We start from the raw sequence: 16,438 nt of genomic DNA, 5'->3' as shown, positions 1-16,438 counted from the left end.
GTGGAGCGACCCAAGGCGGCCCGCAGCCGGCCCGACAACGATAATCAATGCAATCAACCAGGAGGAAAGCCCAGATGAAGACGCTCACCGGTATCATCACAGCCGTTGCACTGGCGGTCTCAGTGCCCCTGGCGACTGCGCGCGACTTCCGCTCCGCCGACATCCATCCCGCCGACTACCCGACCGTCGAGGCCGTCAAGTTCATGGGCAAGCAGCTCGCGGCGGCGAGCGGCGGCAAGTTCGGCGTAAAGGTGTTTCCGAACGGCGCCCTGGGCTCCGAGAAGGACACCATCGAGCAGCTCAAGATCGGCGCGCTCGACATGATGCGGATCAACGCATCGCCGCTCAACAACTTCGTGCCTGAGACCATCGCGCTGTGCCTGCCTTTCGTCTTCCGGGACACGCAGCACATGCGCACCGTTCTCGACGGGCCGATCGGCGATGAGATCCTGGCGGCAATGGAGCCTGCGGGCCTGGTCGGCCTCGCCTATTACGACAGCGGCGCCCGGTCCATCTACACCGTCAAGGCGCCCGTCAAGTCGCTCGCCGACCTCAAGGGTCTCAAGATCCGCGTTCAGCAATCCGATTTGTGGGTCGGCATGATCCAGAGTCTCGGGGCCAACCCGACGCCGATGCCGTATGGCGAGGTCTATACCGCGCTCAAGACCGGCCTCGTGGACGCTGCCGAGAACAACTGGCCTTCCTACGAGTCCTCGCGTCACTTCGAGGCCGCCAAGTTCTACAACATCACCGAGCACTCGCTGGCGCCCGAAGTTCTCGTGATGTCGAAGAAGGTCTGGGACACGCTGAGCAAGGAGGACCAGGCGATGGTCCGCAAGGCGGCCAAGGAATCGGTGCCCTTCATGCGCAAGCTCTGGGACGAGCGCGAACAGGCCTCCCGCAAGACCGTCGAGGCGGCCGGCGTTCAGGTCGTCACGATCGCCAACAAGGCGGAGTTCGTCGATGCGATGAAGCCGGTGTACCAGAAGTTCGCCGGCGACGAGAAGCTCCAGAGCCTCGTCAAGCGCATCCAGGACACGAAGTAGGTACAACGGCATCGGGTCCGGAGTCGCCGACCCGCGGCACCGGACCCTGGCGGGGAGGGGCGGGATGACAGACCCACACGTCGCAGATCACGAGCACGACGCGGTCACCGGCCGGCCCTCAACTGGCTTGCTGTCGCGGATCAATGCGCCCGTTGCGCGCGCGGGCATGTATCTGTCCGTGACCGGCCTGCTCGTTATCGTCATCATCGTGTTCTATCAGGTGTTCGGACGTTACGTGCTCAACTCCAGCCCGACCTGGACGGAAAACCTCGCGCTGGTCCTCATCCTGTACGTCACGCTGATCGGCGCCGCCGTCGGCGTGCGCGATGCCGGGCACATCGGGATGGACAGCCTGCTGGTGATGCTGCCGGATCACATGCGGGAGAAGATCGAGCTCGTGATCCACGTCCTGGTGGCGGTGTTCGGCATTGCGATGGCCTATAACGGCTGGATCCTCGGGGCATCGGTCGGCACCGTGAAGATCCCCAATCTCGGCCTGCCCGAGGTGATCCGCTACGTGCCGTTGATCGCCTCCGGTCTCCTGATCGTCTCGTTCTCCATCGAGCACATCATTGCTCTCCTGCGCGGCGAAGAGGTCGTCCCCTCATGGAACTGATCATCCTCGGCGCCACCTTCTTCGGCTTCCTGATCCTCGGCGTTCCGGTCGCCTTCGCGATCGGCCTCTCGGCGATCTGCACGATCTTCTACGAAGGCCTGCCGGTCGCGGTCATCTTCCAGCAGATGATGTCGGGGATGAACATCTTCTCGTTCCTCGCCATTCCGTTCTTCGTGTTCAGCGGTGAGCTGATGCTGCATGGCGGTGTCGCCGACAAGATCGTGCAGCTCGCCAAGAATCTCGTCGGACACATCCGCGGCGGGCTCGGCATGTCGAACGTGGTCGCCTGCACGCTGTTCGGCGGCGTCTCCGGCTCGCCCGTGGCCGACGTGTCGGCGATGGGCGCGGTGATGATCCCGATGATGAAGAAAGAGGGTTTCGACACCGACTACGCCGTCAACGTCACCACCCATGCCTCGCTGGTCGGAGCCTTGATGCCGACCAGCCACAACATGATCATCTATGCTCTGGCTGCCGGCGGCAAGGTCTCGATCGGCGCGCTGATCGCCGCCGGCCTCCTGCCGGCGATGGTGCTGATGGTCTGCATGCTGGTCGCCGCTTACGCGGTCGCGGTCAAGCGCGGCTATCCGGCCGGCAAGTTCCCGGGCTGGGCGGAGGTGTTCCGCTCGCTCGCGGCCGCGCTGCCGGGCCTTCTGATCGTCGGTATCATCCTGACCGGCATCCTCTCCGGCGTCTTCACGGCCACCGAATCCGCTGCGGTCGCGGTCACCTACACGATCCTGCTGACCTTCTTCATCTACCGCACCATGACCTGGCGCAACTTCCTGCGCGCGGCCGCCAAGGCGGTGAAGACGACGGGCGTCGTGCTGCTGCTGATCGGCGTCTCCACCATGTTCCAGTATCTGATGGGACTCTACGAGGTGGCCGACCTCGCCGGCGAAATGATGAGCAAGGTCTCGACGCAGCCCTGGATGATCTTCCTGCTCATCAACATCATCCTGTTCGTGCTCGGCACGTTCATGGACATGGCCGCGACGATCCTGATTTGCACCCCGATCTTCCTGCCGATCGCGATGAAGGCGGGGATGGATCCGGTGCAGTTCGGCATGCTGATGCTGATCAATTGCGCCCTCGGGCTCAACACCCCGCCGGTCGGAACGACGCAGTTCGTAGGCTGCGCCATCGGCGGCATCTCGGTCGGCGCGGTGATGCGCACCATCCTGCCGTTCTATGCCGCACTGATCGCAGCACTGATGTTCGTGACCTACGTCCCTGCATTCTCGCTGTGGCTGCCCCGCCTGCTGATGGGCTACAAGGGCTAGCAGCACCAGGGAGACAGTATCAGTGACGGACTATCGCAAGCTCTTCGATCTCACCGGCAAGACCGCCGTCGTCCTCGGCGCCGCATCCGGCATCGGCAAGTCGTCGGCCGAGGCCTTGGCCGGACTTGGCGCCCGAATCGTCTGCGCCGATCGCGCGCTCGACGCCGCGGAGGCGACTGCCGCCGGCATTCGCGACAAGGGTGGCTGGGCTGAGGCAGCCGCGTGCGACGCCGCAAGCGCTGCGGACGTCAACGCGCTCGCCAAGACCGCGATGCAGAAGTTTTCGCGGCTCGACATCGCTGTGACGACGCCCGGGCTCAACATCCGCAAGACCATCCTCGATTATACCGAAGAGGATCTCGATCGCGTCCTCAACCTCAATGTCAAGGGCACGGTCTGGTTCTTCCAGGCCTTTGGCCGCATCATGGTCGAGCAGAAGGGCGGCAGCATCATCGCCTGCTCCTCGGTGCGCGCGGTCACCATCGAGCCCGGCCTCGGCGTGTACGGCTCGACCAAGGCGGCGATCGGCCTCCTGGTGAAGGGCTTTGCCTCCGAGGTCGGCCACGCCGGCGTGCGCGTGAATGCGATCGCGCCGAGCATCGCCGAGACCGCGCTGACCGGCCCGTTCAAGCAGCGGCCCGACATCTACAATCTCTACGCCGGCCACACCGTGTTCAACCGCTGGAGCAGCGCCGACGAGGTCGCCACCGCCGTGGCCTATCTCGCCTCGGATGCCGCGAGCTATGTCAGCGGCAGCACGATGTTCGTCGATGGCGGCTGGACCGCAGTCGATGGCCCGCCGACCGGCCTCACCCAGCTGCACAAATAGGGCAGCATCGGCCCTTATCCGATAAAGCCGGCGCGCTGGCGCAGCTCCCTGTTATCTGCGCCGGTCAATAGCGCGATCAGTGCGGCCGCCTCCTTTGGATGGGCGGCTCGCGTGGTCACACCGGCCGTGTACATCGTCACGAGCTCGCAGCCGGGCGGCAGCGACCCCGACAGCGCGATGCCGTCGGTCGCGATGATCTCGGTTGCCTGCGTGCAACCGATTGGCCGTTGCGCGGTGGACGCCGCAAGCTCCCGCATCGCGGTTGCGCCGTTCGGAAATATCTTGAGGCGCGAGGCGACCTCAAAGGCGATGCCGAGCTGGTCCAGCACTTTTGCGATGTGCTGCCCCGCCGTGGATGCCTTCGTGTCCGGAACGTAGATGGCGTCGGCACTGCGAAGGACCTCGCGCAGATCGGCTTCGGTCTTCACCGTCACCCTGGGATCGCGGCTGCGGACCGCCAGCGCAGTCTCGACCCGGCCGACATCGGCGAGCGAGGAGGGGGTGACGAGCTTCTCCCCGGCGAGCTTGGCAAGAAGCGCCTGCGTCAGGATCAGGAGATCCGCCTGCGTTCCCGCGCGCAGTCTGTCGGCCATGATACCGACCGCGCCGAACTCGCCGTCGATGCCGAAGCCAGCCTGCGCCTTGAAGACCTCGGTGAGGCCGCGCACCAGGCCTTGCGCGGCGCCGCCGCTCAGGATGTTCACTGTCGTCACGATGCCAACTCCGCCGCTGCAATGATCCTGTCGCGCGTGATCGGCAGGTCGCGCACGCGCACGCCGAGGCAATCGAACACAGCGTTGGCGATCGCCGCCGTCACCGGGCCGTGCGCAGCCTCGCCGGCACCGACGGGCTCGATCTCCGGCCGCTGGATGATCTCGACATCGATGTCCGGCACCTCGCTGAAGGTCAGGATCGGATAGTCTGTCCAGGACGTCGAAATGATCCGCGTGCGGTCGAAGCGAACGCGCTCCTTCAGCACCCAGCTCGTCGCCTGGATCGCGCCGCCCTCGATCTGGTTGATGACGCCGTCCGGATTGATGGCCTCGCCAACGTCGACCGCAAGCGTCAGCCGCTTCACGCGGATGTCGTCAGTGCCTTCGATCTCGGCAATCGCCGCGCAATAGGCCCCCATGTTCTTGTAGCGGGCAAAGCCGACGCCATGGCCGGTGCCGGACTGCTTCTGCGGTTTCCACTCGGCGCGTCGCGCTGCGGCGCGGATGACGTCCTTGGCGCGTTCGTCGCGCAGATGCCGCAGGCGGAACGCGATCGGGTCCTCGCCGCGCAGCGCGGCGATCTCGTCGAGCAGGGATTCGATCGCGAACACATTGCCTTGCGCGCCGAGCGTCCGCAGCGCCGAGGTGCGCACCGGCATCGTCAGCAGCCGGTGGCTCGTGATCGTCCAGGCTGGAAGATCGTAAAGCGGCACGGAGTTCCGGTCGCCGCCGCCGCCATTCGCAGCCGGTGGATTCGTCGAGATCATGCGCGGGTAGGGATTTGCAATCTCGGTCGCCGCAAGCAGCGCCGGCTGGGCCGCGCGTCCCGGCCGTGCCGCATGGCCGTTGCTCCAGATCGCGTGCCGCCAGCCGACGATCTCGTTGTCCGCATCGAGATCGGCCTCGATCTCGATGGCCATGGCCGCACCGAACGGCGCATGGGACATTTCGTCGTGGCGCGACCACTGCACCCGCACCGGACGGCCGCCGGCCGCCTTCGCCAGCAGCACCGCATCGAGTGCGACGTCATCGGCCGCGTTGTGTCCGTAGCAGCCCGCGCCCTCCATATGCTCGACGACGATGTTGTCAGCCGGCAACTTGAGCACGATCGCGAGATCGGCGCGCAGCAGATAGACGCCCTGGCTGTGGGTCCAGACATGGACGCGATCGCCATCCCATTGCGCCATGGCGCAGGATGGTGCGATCGAGCCGTGTGCGATGTAGGGGCGGGTGTATTGCCGGCGCAGGGTTTGGGCCGGCCCGGGCGTCGCCGCCGTCCTGGTGTCGATGATATCGGTCTCGACCGGCTGGCTCCGCAGGAAGCCTGCGAGATCGTCTTCGTCGGGCAGTGCCGCGCCGGCCGACCACGTCGCGCCCTTGCGCAAGATCTTGAGAGCGGCTTCCGCCGCTGTCTCACTGTCGGCAACGACGCCGGCAAAGCCGCCGTCGCAAACGATGGCGACGAGGCCGGGAACGCTGCGCGCTGCCTCCTCATCGAGCTTGGTCAATTTGGCACCCGAGACATCGGGCCGCAGCACGCGTCCGTGCACCAGGCCCGGCAGCGTGCGATCGTGGATGAAGCGCGGCCGCGCAAACACCTTGTCGGGAATGTCGATCCTCTGGACCGAATGTCCCGCGAGAGCGCGCGTCGCAGCGCTCTTCGCTGCCGCACCCGCGGTGGCGTCTTGGTCGAGAGAGACCTCGTCAGCCAGCTCCCAATAGCTGGTCCTGACATTGCCCGGACCGGAGATCGTGCCGTCGTCGACATCGAGCAGCATTGCATCGACGCCCAGCCGTTCCGATGCAGCAGTGAGGAAGCGCTGGCGCACTTCGGCACAGGCGTGGCGCAGCGCGCGGCCGGATTGCTGGATCGACAGGCTGCCGGAGGTGACGCCTTCGTTCGGGCTGGCCGCCGTCGAGGCGCGGATCATCTCGACGCGGGCGATATCGATGTCGAGCTCGTCTGCGGCGATCTGGGCGAGCGCCGTGACGATGCCCTGTCCGATTTCGACCTTGCCGGGCGAGATCGCCACCCGGCCTTCGCCGGTGAACCTTACCCAGGACGACAGTCTTGGATTGGCTGCGAGGCTGACGGGCAGCTTTTGGGCAGGGGACGGCACACTCATGACGTCGCCATCTCCGATGCGGCCCGCATCACCGCGCGGACCATGCGGTTGTGCGATCCGCAGCGGCACAGGTTGCGGTCCAGTGCGGCTCTGACCTCCGCCTCCGTCGGCGACTTGTTGCGCTTCAGCAGCGCCGCCGCACTGACCAGAATTCCCGGGACGCAGTAGCCGCATTGCATCGCCTGTTCGGAGATGAAGGCGCGCTGCAGCGCATGCGGTTGTTCCATCGTTCCGAGACCTTCCACCGTGACGACGTCCTTGCCCGCGACCGACCACATCGGCATGTCGCAGGACGCCATCGCGCGGCCGTCGACCATGACGTAACAGGCACCGCATTCACCGGCGCCGCAGCCGAAATGCGCACCGGTGATGCCGAGCCGGCTGCGCAGCAGGTCGAGCAGCGTCCGGTCGGGATCGGTATCCACGGCCGTCGCCGCGCCGTTGAGCTGGAATTGAATGGTGGGCATTCTCGTGCCAAAGCCTTACGACTTGTCGAACTTCTTGACGACGTCGGCCCATTTCTCGATGTCGCCGCGCAGGAATTTTTCGAATTCCTCCGGTGTCATCGACATGGGGATGGCCCCCTGCTCGGTCCAGAGCTTGACGATGTCGGGTCGCTTCACCATTGCGTTGACGGCCGCATTGAGCTTGTCGATGACGGGCTTCGGCGTCCCAGCGGGCGCCATCAGGCCGAGCCAGATCGTGGCCTCATAGCCGGGCACCCCGGCCTCGATCGCGGTCGGCACGTTCGGCAGCACCGCTGAGCGCTGCTTGCCGGTGGTTGCGAGCGCGCGGACCTGGTTCTCGCCGATGTTCGGGGCCATTGCCGGCACTGCGTCGATCATCATCTGCACCTGTCCGCCGATGACGCCGCTGCGCGCCTCGCCGCTGTTGCGATAGGGCACGTGCACCACGTCGATGCCGGCCATGGCTTTGAACAGCTCGCCGGCCATGTGATAGGGCGTGCCCTGGCCCGAGGAAGCGTAATTCAGCTTACCCGGCTGCGCCTTGGCCAGTGCAACGAACTCCTGCAGCGTCTTCGCCGGAACCTGCGGGTTCACCACGATGACGAGATCGGAATAGTTCACCGGCGCGATCGGCGCGAGGTCGCGCATCAGCTCGTACTTGCGCTTGTCCGCCGTCAGCAGCGATTCATTCGCGGTCTGGGTGTTGGACATCATGAGCAGCGTATAGCCGTCGGCGGGCGCCTTGGCCGCTTCGATCGTGCCGATGACGCCGCCTGCGCCGGTGCGGTTCTCGATCACGAAGGGCTGGCCGAAGCTCTCCTGGAGGACGTTGCCGATCAGCCGTGCCGCGACGTCGGCCGGTCCGCCGGCCCCAAACGGCACCACGATCCGGACCGCGCGGTTGGGATAATCCTGCGCCGATGAGGGGGCTGCGGAGAGGGCGCCGATCGAGCCGACCGCGACCACCAGCATCAATTGTCGGGCCTTCATGCCCACCTCCCCGATGTCGTTTTTGTTGGCCGCACTGTAACGGCAGGAAATGCGGGCTGTCGACGGCTGACTGGCCGATCATTTCGGGAATATCGGGAGGGTTTCGGTGCGACCGCGCGCTCTTCGCAGTCGCGGCAGGAACCGGCAGCGCACGCGATCTGAGCAAATCGCATGGGCATTGCCGGATAAATGCCCTCGGCTGGCAGGTGGTTTGGTGTTACGAATTTGCCATGAACCAGCACGCCAAGATCGAAATCCGCCATTCGACCTGTCCGCATGACTGCCCCTCGGCCTGCGCCCTCGATGTCGAGGTGGTCGAAGGCCGCAGCATCGGCCGCGTCCGCGGTTCGAAAAAGCAGACCTACACGGCTGGCGTCGTTTGCGCCAAGGTCGCCCGCTACGCCGAGCGCATCCACCACCCCGAGCGGGTGACGTTTCCAATGCGCCGCATCGGTGCGAAGGGCTCCGGGCAATTCGCGCGGATCTCCTGGGACGAGGCGCTGGACGAGATCGCGGATCGTTTCAACCAGGCCGAGCGCGAGTTCGGTGCGGAATCGATCTGGCCCTATTACTACGCCGGCACCATGGGCCTCGTGATGCGCGACGGCCTCAACCGTCTCACCCATGTGAAAAAATATTCGCGCTTCTATCAGACCATCTGCGCCAATGTCGCGCGCATCGGCTTTGCGATCGGCACCGGCAGGATCGCGGGCGTCGATCCGCGCGAGATGGCGCTATCCGACCTCGTGGTGATCTGGGGCACCAATCCCGTCAACACCCAGGTCAACGTGATGACGCACGCCGCCCGCGCGCGCAAGGAGCGTGGTGCGAAGATCGCCGCGGTGGACATCTACGACAACGACACCATGAAGCAGGCCGACATCAGGATCATCCTGCGACCCGGCACCGACGGCGCGTTTGCCTGCGGCGTGATGCATGTCCTGTTCCGCGACGGCTATGCCGATCGCGCCTATATGGACAAGTACACCGACTGCCCCGCCGAGCTCGAGGCGCATCTGAAGACGCGCACACCGGAATGGGCGTCCGCCATCTCAGGCGTGCCGGTGGCGGAGATTGAAGCCTTTGCCAAGGCGGTTGGCGAGACCAAGCGGACCTTCTTCCGGCTCGGCTACGGTTTCACCCGCTCGCGCAACGGCGCGACGCAGATGCACGCCGCGCTGTGCATTCCAGCGGTGACGGGCGCCTGGCAATATGAAGGCGGCGGCGCGTTCTTCAACAATTACGCGCTGTGGCACTTCAACGAATCCATCATCGAAGGCCACGACGCGATCGACAAGACCACGCGCGCGCTCGACCAGTCGCAGATCGGCCGCATCCTCACCGGCGACGCCGAGGCCCTGCACGGCAAGGGTCCGGTCAAGGCGATGCTGATCCAGAACACCAACCCAATGACGGTGGCTCCGGAGCAGGCGCTGGTGCGACAGGGCTTTGCCCGCGAGGATCTGTTCGTCGTGGTGCACGAGCAGTTCATGACCGAGACCGCCGAGATGGCGGACATCGTGCTGCCGGCGACCATGTTCATGGAGCATGACGACCTCTATTACGGCGGCGGCCATCAGCACATCTCGGTGGGGCCGAAGCTGATCGACCCGCCTGGCGAATGCCGCTCCAACCACGAGGTGCTGCAGGCGCTGGCGCCGCGGCTGGGCGCGAAGCATCCGGGTTTCGAGCTGACGCCGCGCGAATTGATCGACGCGACGCTCAAGCTGAGCGATCACGGTGACATTGCCGGCCTCGAAGCCGATATCTGGCGCGACCTGCAGCCGGATTTCCGCACCTCGCATTATCTCGACGGCTTTGCCCATGCCGACAAGAAATTCCACTTCAAGGCCGACTGGGCGCATCCGCCGTTCGGCCAGACCATGGGCGATTTCGACAAGATGCCGGCGCTGCCGGATCATTGGGCGGTGATCGAGCACACCGATCAGGTTCACCCGTTCCGGCTCGCGACCAGTCCCTCGCGCAGCTTCCTCAACACCACGTTCAACGAGACGCCGTCCTCGCAGGCGCGCGAGGGGAGGGCCTGCGTGATGATCCATCCCCTGGATGCGGCCGCGCTGGGCATCGCCGACGGCGATGCGGTGACGCTCGGCAACACACGTGGCGAGACCACGCTGATCGCTGCGCTGTTCGAGGGCGTGCGGCGCGGCGTGCTGATCGCCGAATCCGTTCACCCGAACAAGAATCATGTGGGCGGCCGCGGCATCAACATGCTGACGGGCGCAGACACCATCGCACCGATCGGCGGCGCCGCGTTCCACGACAACAAGGTTTGGATCAGGAAGGCGGCCTCAGCCTAGGGCACGCACTCCGTCACGCCGTACCCTGCGAACTCCTTGGCGATATCAGGGTTCATCGACTTCGCCAGCGCGATGTCGGTGGCGCCGTCGCCGCCGCTCTTGCGGGTTGCGATGCCGCGGCCGAACAGCGAGGATGAGGAGCGCGGGTTGCGCTGGATCGCGTCGGTGTAGTCCTTGATCGCCTCGGCGGTGCGTCCGAGCCTGAGGTTGACGAGCCCGCGGCTGTCGAGTGCATCGCTCAGTCCCGGGTTGATCTGGAGCGCGAGATTACAGTCGGCGAGCGCGCCTTGCAGGTCGCCGGTCGCAGCCCGGGTCCAGCAGCGGTTGTTCAGCGCTTCGGCATCCCTGGGCGCGCGCCGGATCACGGCGTCGAAATCCAGCATGGCGAGCGCGTAGGCGCGCTTGATCGCGTAGACTTGGCCGCGCTTGTAGCGCGAGGCGACGTCGTTGGTGTTGGCCGCAACCTTGCGGCTGAGATCGGCGACGACAGGGTCTCTCGCAAGCTCGTCCGCGATCGGAGCGGGCTCTGCTTGCGGTGCCTCGCAGACCTGCTTCTGCGGCTCCTGCACCTGAGGTTCGGGCTTGGTTGGCAACGGATCGGCGGCCTTGTCACCCGGCGGTCGCGTCACGGGGCTGGCGAACGAAAATTCCGTCGTCAGCGAGGACGACAGCCAGGGCACCTGCTCGCGTTTGGTGGCGGCAACCACGCCGTTCTTGGTGTTGGTGAGGGCCTGCTCGGCGCTGATGTTCGGCGCGCGCATCTCGCGCAGCAGCTCGGCGACGAACAGGCTGCGATCGGTCTTGCCGCTAGCCGTGACCGCGCCGAGCGCGGCGGAGTAGAGCACCAGCGAATTGTTCGGCACGATCGCCGGCGCAAGACCCGCCGAATAGCGGCGGAAGCGCCGCTCGAACGGGTTGCGGCGGGAGGCGTCGATCAGCGCGATCTTGATCGCGGCGCCGCGCGTGTTCATCTCGGCGAGGATGGTGTCGAGGCTGAAGCCGTCACGCGAGACATCGGGCTCGGTCCAGACCTGCGCGTCGACCGGCAACAGGTAGGTCTGCCGGTTGGACTGGATGCCGAAACCGTCGAAGAAGATCAGCGCCACCGCGCCGCGTTCGATGCGGGCATAAAAGCAATCCAGCGCTCGTCGCATGGCATCGCCCGTGACGTTGCTCTGGCTGTCGACGACGAAACCGGCGCGCTTCAATTCCTCGGCGACATCCTGTGCATCGTTGGCGACGTCGCTGAGCACGAACTCATTGTCCGGATATCTGGCATTGCCGATCACGAGCGCGATCTTCGCGGCATCGGCTGCACGGCCCGCGGTGCCGCCGCTCAACACGACCAGGCCTGCCAGCAACAACATGAATGCGGCGCGCATGAAATGGCTCATCGGTGATCAAAATCTCCAGTCAGGATAGCGGCCGCGACCCGCAATTCAATCGACAAGCGAAGTTGCGCGCACACGCTATGGTGACGGCGCGTGCAGATTGCCCTTGCGCGCGCTGCCCGACCTGCCGCAAATGGCTGCAAACGGGAGCAAGGAAGCGAGCGTGTCATGACCAACACCACAGGCGTCATCACCGAGAAGCGCGGGCAGGCATTCTGGATCACCATCAACCGGCCGGAGAAACGCAACGCGTTGAACGGCGACGTGATCGCCGGCATCACCAAAGGCTATCGCGACGCGCATGACGACAAGGACGTCCGCGTCATCGTGCTGACGGGCGCGGGCGACAAGGCGTTCTGCGCGGGCGCCGATCTGCAGAATTCCGGCGCGGCTTTCGCGATGGATCATTCCAAACCAAATGTCGACTATGCCGATCTGTTACGTTTGTCACAGAACGCCACCAAACCGGCGATTGCGCGGGTCGGCGGCGTCTGCATGGCCGGCGGCATGGGCCTTCTGTGCATGACCGACATGGCGGTTGCGGCCGACCATGTCGTCTTCGGCCTGCCGGAGGTGAAGGTCGGGGTGTTCCCGATGCAGGTGCTGAGCCTGCTCCAGCGCATCGCGCCGCCGCGGCTGGTCAACGAATGGGCGCTCACGGGCGAGCCGTTCGACGCCAGGGCCGCGCAGGCCGCGGGTCTTCTGAACTACGTCGTGCCCACGGCCGAGCTCGATGCCAAGGTCGACTGGCTGATCGGCCGCATCGTCGATAAATCGCCGACCGCGATCCGCCGCGGCAAATACGCCATGCGCGCGATCGCCTCGATGTCGTTCGACGAGAGCATCGCCTACACCGAAAGCCAGATCGCGCTGCTCGCGATGACCGAGGACGCCAAGGAAGGGCTGAAGGCGTTCAGCGAGAAGAGGAAGCCAGTCTGGACGGGAAGGTGAGGGCGGAGCTCTCGGTCAGCGTCGTCCCGGCGAAGGCCGGGACCCATACCGCGTGATCCAACTGTATGGGCGGCCTCAGTACCGCGGGAATGCCGCATCACGAAAAGTATTCGCCAAATTCTCGCCTGTGGTTATGGGTCCCGGCCTTCGCCGGGACGACCTAGGCGAGAGAGCAGCGTCAATACTACACGAAGGTCATTGCTGCGAGCATAGCGAGCAGTCCAGAACCCTCGACAGCATTTCACCCCGCGTTGGCCTTCAGACCCGCGGCCTGGATACCCGCGACCGCGCAAGCCTCGTCATTGTCGGAGGTGTCCCCGGAGACGCCGACGGCGCCGAGCAAGGTCGGGCCGTCCATGATCAGCACGCCGCCGGGCACCGGCACCAGCGCGCCCTTGGCAATCGTGTTCACGGCATCGATGAAATAGGCCTGCTCCTGCGCGCGCTGGAACAGGGCGCGCGAGCCCATGCCCATGGCGAGCGCGCCATAGGCCTTGCCGTGCGCGATCTCGGCGCGCATCAGGCTGGTGCCGTCCTGCGCGGCGGCGATCTTGAGCACGCCGCGCGCGTCGAGGATGGTGACGACCAGCGGCTTCAGCTTCAGTTCGGTGGATTTTGCGAAGGCGGCGTCGAGGATCTTGCGGGCGACGTCGAGGGTGAGTTCAGCCATGGCTGGTTTCCTTTTCAGCGAGGGACGTGGAATTGGTCTTGGCGCGATCGAGGCTCATCGCCAGCACGCGCGCGACGTGAAGCGCCTCGCGCTGGGCGCCATCGTGGATCTGGTGTCGGCAGGAGGTGCCGTCGGCGACGACAAGCGTGGTCTGCTCCGCGCGCCGCACGGCCGGCAACAGCGACAGCTCGGCCATCTCGATCGAGGCATCGTAAGTGTCGGCGCCATAGCCGAAGGCGCCGGCCATGCCGCAGCAGCTGGACTCGATGGTCTCGACCTCAAGGCCGGGGACGAGACGCAGCACCTGTTGGACCGGCTTGAACGCACCAAACGATTTCTGGTGGCAATGGCCGTGCACAATGGCTTTGCTGGCGACGTTGCCGAGCGGTAGTTGCAGCCGGCCCGCCTCGGCCTCCCGCACCAGGAACTCTTCGAACGTCAGCGCGTGGGCCCCGACCGCCTTGGCGTCATTGTCCTTGCGCAGCGAAGAAAGCTCGTCGCGCAGCGTCAGCAGGCAGCTCGGCTCAAGGCCCACGATCGGCACGCCGCGCGCGGCAAAGGGCGCGAAGGCGGTCACGAGACGATCGAGCTCGGACCTCGCTTCATCGACGAGACCAGCCGACAGGAAGGTCCGGCCGCAGCAGAGCGGGCGGCTGCCGCTTGCGGCCTTGGGCAGATGCACGCGATAGCCACCGGCCGCGAGGACGTGCAGCGCGGCGTCGAGATTCTCGCGCTCATAGATCCGGTTGAACGTATCCGCGAAAAGAACGACCTCGCGTCCCGTCTCGGGGCCGATGCTGTCAGCCGGCGGCGCGAACACGTCGCTGCGGAAGGCGGGCAGCGCCCGGCGTGCGCTGATGCCGGCAAAGCGCTCCACCAGCCTTCGCAGCAGCGGGCTATGGTTGCGCAAATTCACCAGCGGCGCGAGGCGCGAAGCGAGGCCGGCATAGCGCGGGAGATAGCCGACCAGCCGGTCGCGCAGCGTCAGGCCGTGAGAGCCGACGCGCGCGGCGAGCACCTCGATCTTCATCTTGGCCATGTCGACGCCGGTCGGGCACTCATGACGGCAGGCCTTGCACGAAACGCAGAGCTTCAGCGTTTCCATCATCTCGTCGGAGGAGAGCGCTGCGGGGCCGAGCTGGCCGGAAATCGCGAGCCGCAAAGTGTTCGCGCGCCCTCGCGTGACGTCCTTCTCGTTGCGTGTCGCGCGGTAGGACGGGCACATCACCCCGCCTTCGAGCTTGCGGCAGGCGCCGTTGTTGTTGCACATCTCGACCGCGCCCTGGAAGCCGCCGCCGGCGCCGGGATAGGCGGACCAGTCGAGCTTGGTCTTCAGCTCGCCGACGCGATAGTCGGGCTTGAAGCGGAACAGCGAGCGGTCGTCCATCCGGGGCGCATCGACGATCTTGCCGGGATTGAGCACGCCCTCGGGATCGAAGCGCTGCTTCACTTCCCTGAAATCGGCGACGAGACGCTCGCCGAACATCGTCTCGTGGAACTCCGAACGCACCAGGCCGTCGCCGTGCTCGCCGGAATGCGAGCCCTTGTATTCGCGCACCAGCGCAAACGCCTCTTCGGCGATGGCACGCATCGCCTTGACGTCCTTCTCCAGCTTCAAATTCAGCACGGGGCGCACGTGCAGGCAGCCCTCGGAGGCGTGTGCATACATCGTGCCGCTGGTGCCGTGTTTGGCAAACACCTCGTTCAGCCGCGCGGTGTAGTCGGCGAGGTGCGGCAGCGGCACGGCGCAGTCCTCGACGAAGGAGACCGGCTTGCCCTCCTGCTTCATCGACATCATGACGTTGAGGCCGGCGGCACGAAAATCGGCGATGCCGCTCTGCAGCGCCGGCTCGGTAATCTCCACCACGCCGCCCCATTTGCGCGTGTCGTTGTTCCAGCCGAAACCGAGATCGCCCATCAGCTCGCCGAGCTGCTTCAGACGTACGAGGTTATCCGCCTGGTCTTCTTCCGCGAACTCGACCACCAGCACAGCGTCGGGATCGCCCTTGATCGCGGCGGAGATGATCGGTTTGAACATCGCGATGTCGCGGCCAAGCGCAATCATGGTGCGGTCGACCAGCTCGACTGCGATCGGCTTCAGCTTGACCAGATGCTGGGCCGCGTCCATCGCCTCGTAGAAGCTGCCGAAGTGGCAGACGCCGAGCGCCTTGTTCCGGATGACAGGCCACAGCTTCAGCTCGACCTTGGTGGTGAAAGCCAGCGTGCCCTCGGAGCCGACCAGCAGATGCGCCATGTTGTTCGGCGCATTGCGCGGCACCAGCGCATCGAGATTGTAACCGCCGACGCGGCGCTGCACTTTCGGAAAGCGCGCCGCGATCTCGTCGGCCTCGCGGGCGCCGAGATCGAGCATGTCGCGGAACAGGGGGCGCATGCTGTCGCCGGCATCGAGGTCGGAAAGATCGCGCGAGACCTCGCCAAAACGGCTCAGCGTACCGTCGGCAAGCGAGGCCTCCAGCGACAGCGTGTTGTCGCGCATGGTGCCGTAGCGCAAGCTGCGGCCGCCGCAGGAATTGTTGCCGGCCATGCCGCCGATGGTGGCGCGCGAGGCCGTGGAGACGTCCACCGGAAACCACAGGCCGTGTTTCCTGAGCTGGCGGTTGAGGTCGTCGAGCACGATGCCGGGCTCGACCATACAGGTCCGGTTCTCGACGTCGAGCGACAGGATCCGGTTGAGGTGCTTGGAGAGATCGACCACGAGGCCGTCATTGACGGTCTGGCCGCATTGCGAGGTGCCGCCGCCACGGGGGGTGACCTTCAGCCCCTCGTCGCGGGCAATCGCCAGGGCCCGGAGCGCCTCATCCATGGTCTTGGGCACCACCACGCCCGCCGGAACGATCTGGTAGAACGAGGCATCGGTGGCATAGCGGCCGCGGCTGAAGCCGTCGAACAGGACGTCGCCGGTCGTTTCCGCGCGCAGGCGCCGTTCGAGCGAGGAGGGGTCTGTCATCCCTGATTCCAGCCTGATCCAGCGAGGCGGCTCCGCCTTGCCGAGTTATTCATTGTGGTTCGCGTTC

At 65.7% G+C, this 16,438-nt stretch carries 13 protein-coding genes; 6 read left to right on the top strand and 7 right to left on the bottom strand.

What is annotated here, in order from left to right; translation table 11 throughout:
* The first annotated feature begins 74 nt into the window (after positions 1-74).
* The 4 genes from HAP40_RS26915 (at position 75) to HAP40_RS26900 (ending at position 3,774) form a co-directional block, all read left to right on the top strand.
* Positions 75-1,046: a TRAP transporter substrate-binding protein gene (locus HAP40_RS26915; protein ID WP_166814899.1), complete on the top strand. Its 972-nt coding sequence runs from the start codon at positions 75-77 to the stop codon at positions 1,044-1,046.
* 64 nt (positions 1,047-1,110) lie between these two features.
* Positions 1,111-1,662, top strand: coding sequence for a TRAP transporter small permease (locus HAP40_RS26910; RefSeq protein ID WP_166814900.1), 552 nt, complete (start codon positions 1,111-1,113; stop codon positions 1,660-1,662).
* Positions 1,653-2,945 carry a TRAP transporter large permease gene (locus HAP40_RS26905; RefSeq protein WP_166814901.1) on the top strand — a complete coding sequence of 431 codons (1,293 nt, stop codon included), beginning with the start codon at positions 1,653-1,655 and terminating at the stop codon, positions 2,943-2,945. Before HAP40_RS26910 ends, HAP40_RS26905 begins: the two co-directional genes overlap by 10 nt.
* 22 nt (positions 2,946-2,967) lie before the next feature.
* On the top strand, positions 2,968-3,774 hold the full coding sequence (locus HAP40_RS26900) for an SDR family NAD(P)-dependent oxidoreductase (protein ID WP_166814902.1): 807 nt from the start codon (positions 2,968-2,970) through the stop codon (positions 3,772-3,774).
* 14 nt (positions 3,775-3,788) lie between these two features.
* On the opposite strand, the gene HAP40_RS26895 is transcribed toward HAP40_RS26900, so the two are convergent.
* The 4 genes from HAP40_RS26895 to HAP40_RS26880 are packed head-to-tail and all read right to left on the bottom strand — an operon-like array spanning position 3,789 to position 8,070.
* Positions 3,789-4,487 (bottom strand): molybdate ABC transporter substrate-binding protein, encoded by a 699-nt coding sequence (locus tag HAP40_RS26895; RefSeq protein ID WP_166814903.1) that lies wholly within the window; start codon positions 4,485-4,487, stop codon positions 3,789-3,791.
* Positions 4,484-6,613, bottom strand: a complete 2,130-nt coding sequence (locus HAP40_RS26890; protein WP_166814904.1) for a xanthine dehydrogenase family protein molybdopterin-binding subunit — start codon at positions 6,611-6,613, stop codon at positions 4,484-4,486. The genes HAP40_RS26895 and HAP40_RS26890 overlap by 4 nt, the downstream gene beginning before the upstream one ends.
* Entirely contained in the window at positions 6,610-7,080 is a 471-nt protein-coding gene (locus HAP40_RS26885; RefSeq protein ID WP_166814905.1) for a (2Fe-2S)-binding protein, read from the bottom strand. The genes HAP40_RS26890 and HAP40_RS26885 overlap by 4 nt, the downstream gene beginning before the upstream one ends.
* 15 nt (positions 7,081-7,095) lie before the next feature.
* Positions 7,096-8,070, bottom strand: a complete 975-nt coding sequence (locus HAP40_RS26880; RefSeq protein ID WP_166814906.1) for a Bug family tripartite tricarboxylate transporter substrate binding protein — start codon at positions 8,068-8,070, stop codon at positions 7,096-7,098.
* A gap of 230 nt (positions 8,071-8,300) precedes the next feature.
* On the opposite strand from HAP40_RS26880, the gene HAP40_RS26875 reads away from it, so the two are divergent.
* The gene (locus tag HAP40_RS26875; protein ID WP_166814907.1) at positions 8,301-10,391 is read left to right on the top strand and encodes a molybdopterin oxidoreductase family protein; all 2,091 of its coding nucleotides are present in this window, start codon (positions 8,301-8,303) and stop codon (positions 10,389-10,391) included.
* Here HAP40_RS26875 and HAP40_RS26870 read toward each other — a convergent pair.
* Entirely contained in the window at positions 10,388-11,773 is a 1,386-nt protein-coding gene (locus HAP40_RS26870; RefSeq protein WP_166814908.1) for a caspase family protein, read from the bottom strand. The two genes, HAP40_RS26875 and HAP40_RS26870, sit on opposite strands and share 4 nt — an antisense overlap.
* A 177-nt stretch (positions 11,774-11,950) precedes the next feature.
* On the opposite strand from HAP40_RS26870, the gene HAP40_RS26865 reads away from it, so the two are divergent.
* A complete protein-coding gene (locus tag HAP40_RS26865; RefSeq protein ID WP_166814909.1) occupies positions 11,951-12,733 on the top strand; it encodes an enoyl-CoA hydratase/isomerase family protein in 783 nt (260 codons plus the stop codon).
* 241 nt (positions 12,734-12,974) lie between these two features.
* Here HAP40_RS26865 and HAP40_RS26860 read toward each other — a convergent pair whose 3' ends face one another.
* Together HAP40_RS26860 and HAP40_RS26855 are read right to left on the bottom strand one after the other, a co-directional pair.
* The gene (locus HAP40_RS26860) at positions 12,975-13,403 is read right to left on the bottom strand and encodes a GlcG/HbpS family heme-binding protein (RefSeq protein WP_166814910.1); all 429 of its coding nucleotides are present in this window, start codon (positions 13,401-13,403) and stop codon (positions 12,975-12,977) included.
* Positions 13,396-16,371, bottom strand: a complete 2,976-nt coding sequence (locus HAP40_RS26855) for an FAD-binding and (Fe-S)-binding domain-containing protein (RefSeq protein WP_166814911.1) — start codon at positions 16,369-16,371, stop codon at positions 13,396-13,398. The genes HAP40_RS26860 and HAP40_RS26855 overlap by 8 nt, the downstream gene beginning before the upstream one ends.
* Positions 16,372-16,438 lie beyond the last annotated feature (67 nt).

Source organism: Bradyrhizobium sp. 1(2017), assembly GCF_011602485.2.
Taxonomy (GTDB): Bacteria; Pseudomonadota; Alphaproteobacteria; order Rhizobiales; family Xanthobacteraceae; genus Bradyrhizobium.
This window is presented reverse-complemented; position numbering and strand designations above follow the sequence as displayed.

Excerpts from the sequence above, each read along its gene's own strand:
- HAP40_RS26915 (WP_166814899.1), top strand. The coding sequence starts at position 75 with ATGAAGACGCTCACCGGTATCATCACAGCCGTTGCACTGGCGGTCTCA.
- HAP40_RS26910 (WP_166814900.1), top strand. The coding sequence starts at position 1,111 with ATGACAGACCCACACGTCGCAGATCACGAGCACGACGCGGTCACCGGC.
- HAP40_RS26905 (WP_166814901.1), top strand. The coding sequence starts at position 1,653 with ATGGAACTGATCATCCTCGGCGCCACCTTCTTCGGCTTCCTGATCCTC.
- HAP40_RS26890 (WP_166814904.1), bottom strand. The coding sequence starts at position 6,613 with ATGAGTGTGCCGTCCCCTGCCCAAAAGCTGCCCGTCAGCCTCGCAGCC.
- HAP40_RS26885 (WP_166814905.1), bottom strand. The coding sequence starts at position 7,080 with ATGCCCACCATTCAATTCCAGCTCAACGGCGCGGCGACGGCCGTGGAT.
- HAP40_RS26880 (WP_166814906.1), bottom strand. The coding sequence starts at position 8,070 with ATGAAGGCCCGACAATTGATGCTGGTGGTCGCGGTCGGCTCGATCGGC.
- HAP40_RS26875 (WP_166814907.1), top strand. The coding sequence starts at position 8,301 with ATGAACCAGCACGCCAAGATCGAAATCCGCCATTCGACCTGTCCGCAT.
- HAP40_RS26870 (WP_166814908.1), bottom strand. The coding sequence starts at position 11,773 with ATGCGCGCCGCATTCATGTTGTTGCTGGCAGGCCTGGTCGTGTTGAGC.
- HAP40_RS26865 (WP_166814909.1), top strand. The coding sequence starts at position 11,951 with ATGACCAACACCACAGGCGTCATCACCGAGAAGCGCGGGCAGGCATTC.
- HAP40_RS26860 (WP_166814910.1), bottom strand. The coding sequence starts at position 13,403 with ATGGCTGAACTCACCCTCGACGTCGCCCGCAAGATCCTCGACGCCGCC.
- HAP40_RS26855 (WP_166814911.1), bottom strand. The coding sequence starts at position 16,371 with ATGACAGACCCCTCCTCGCTCGAACGGCGCCTGCGCGCGGAAACGACC.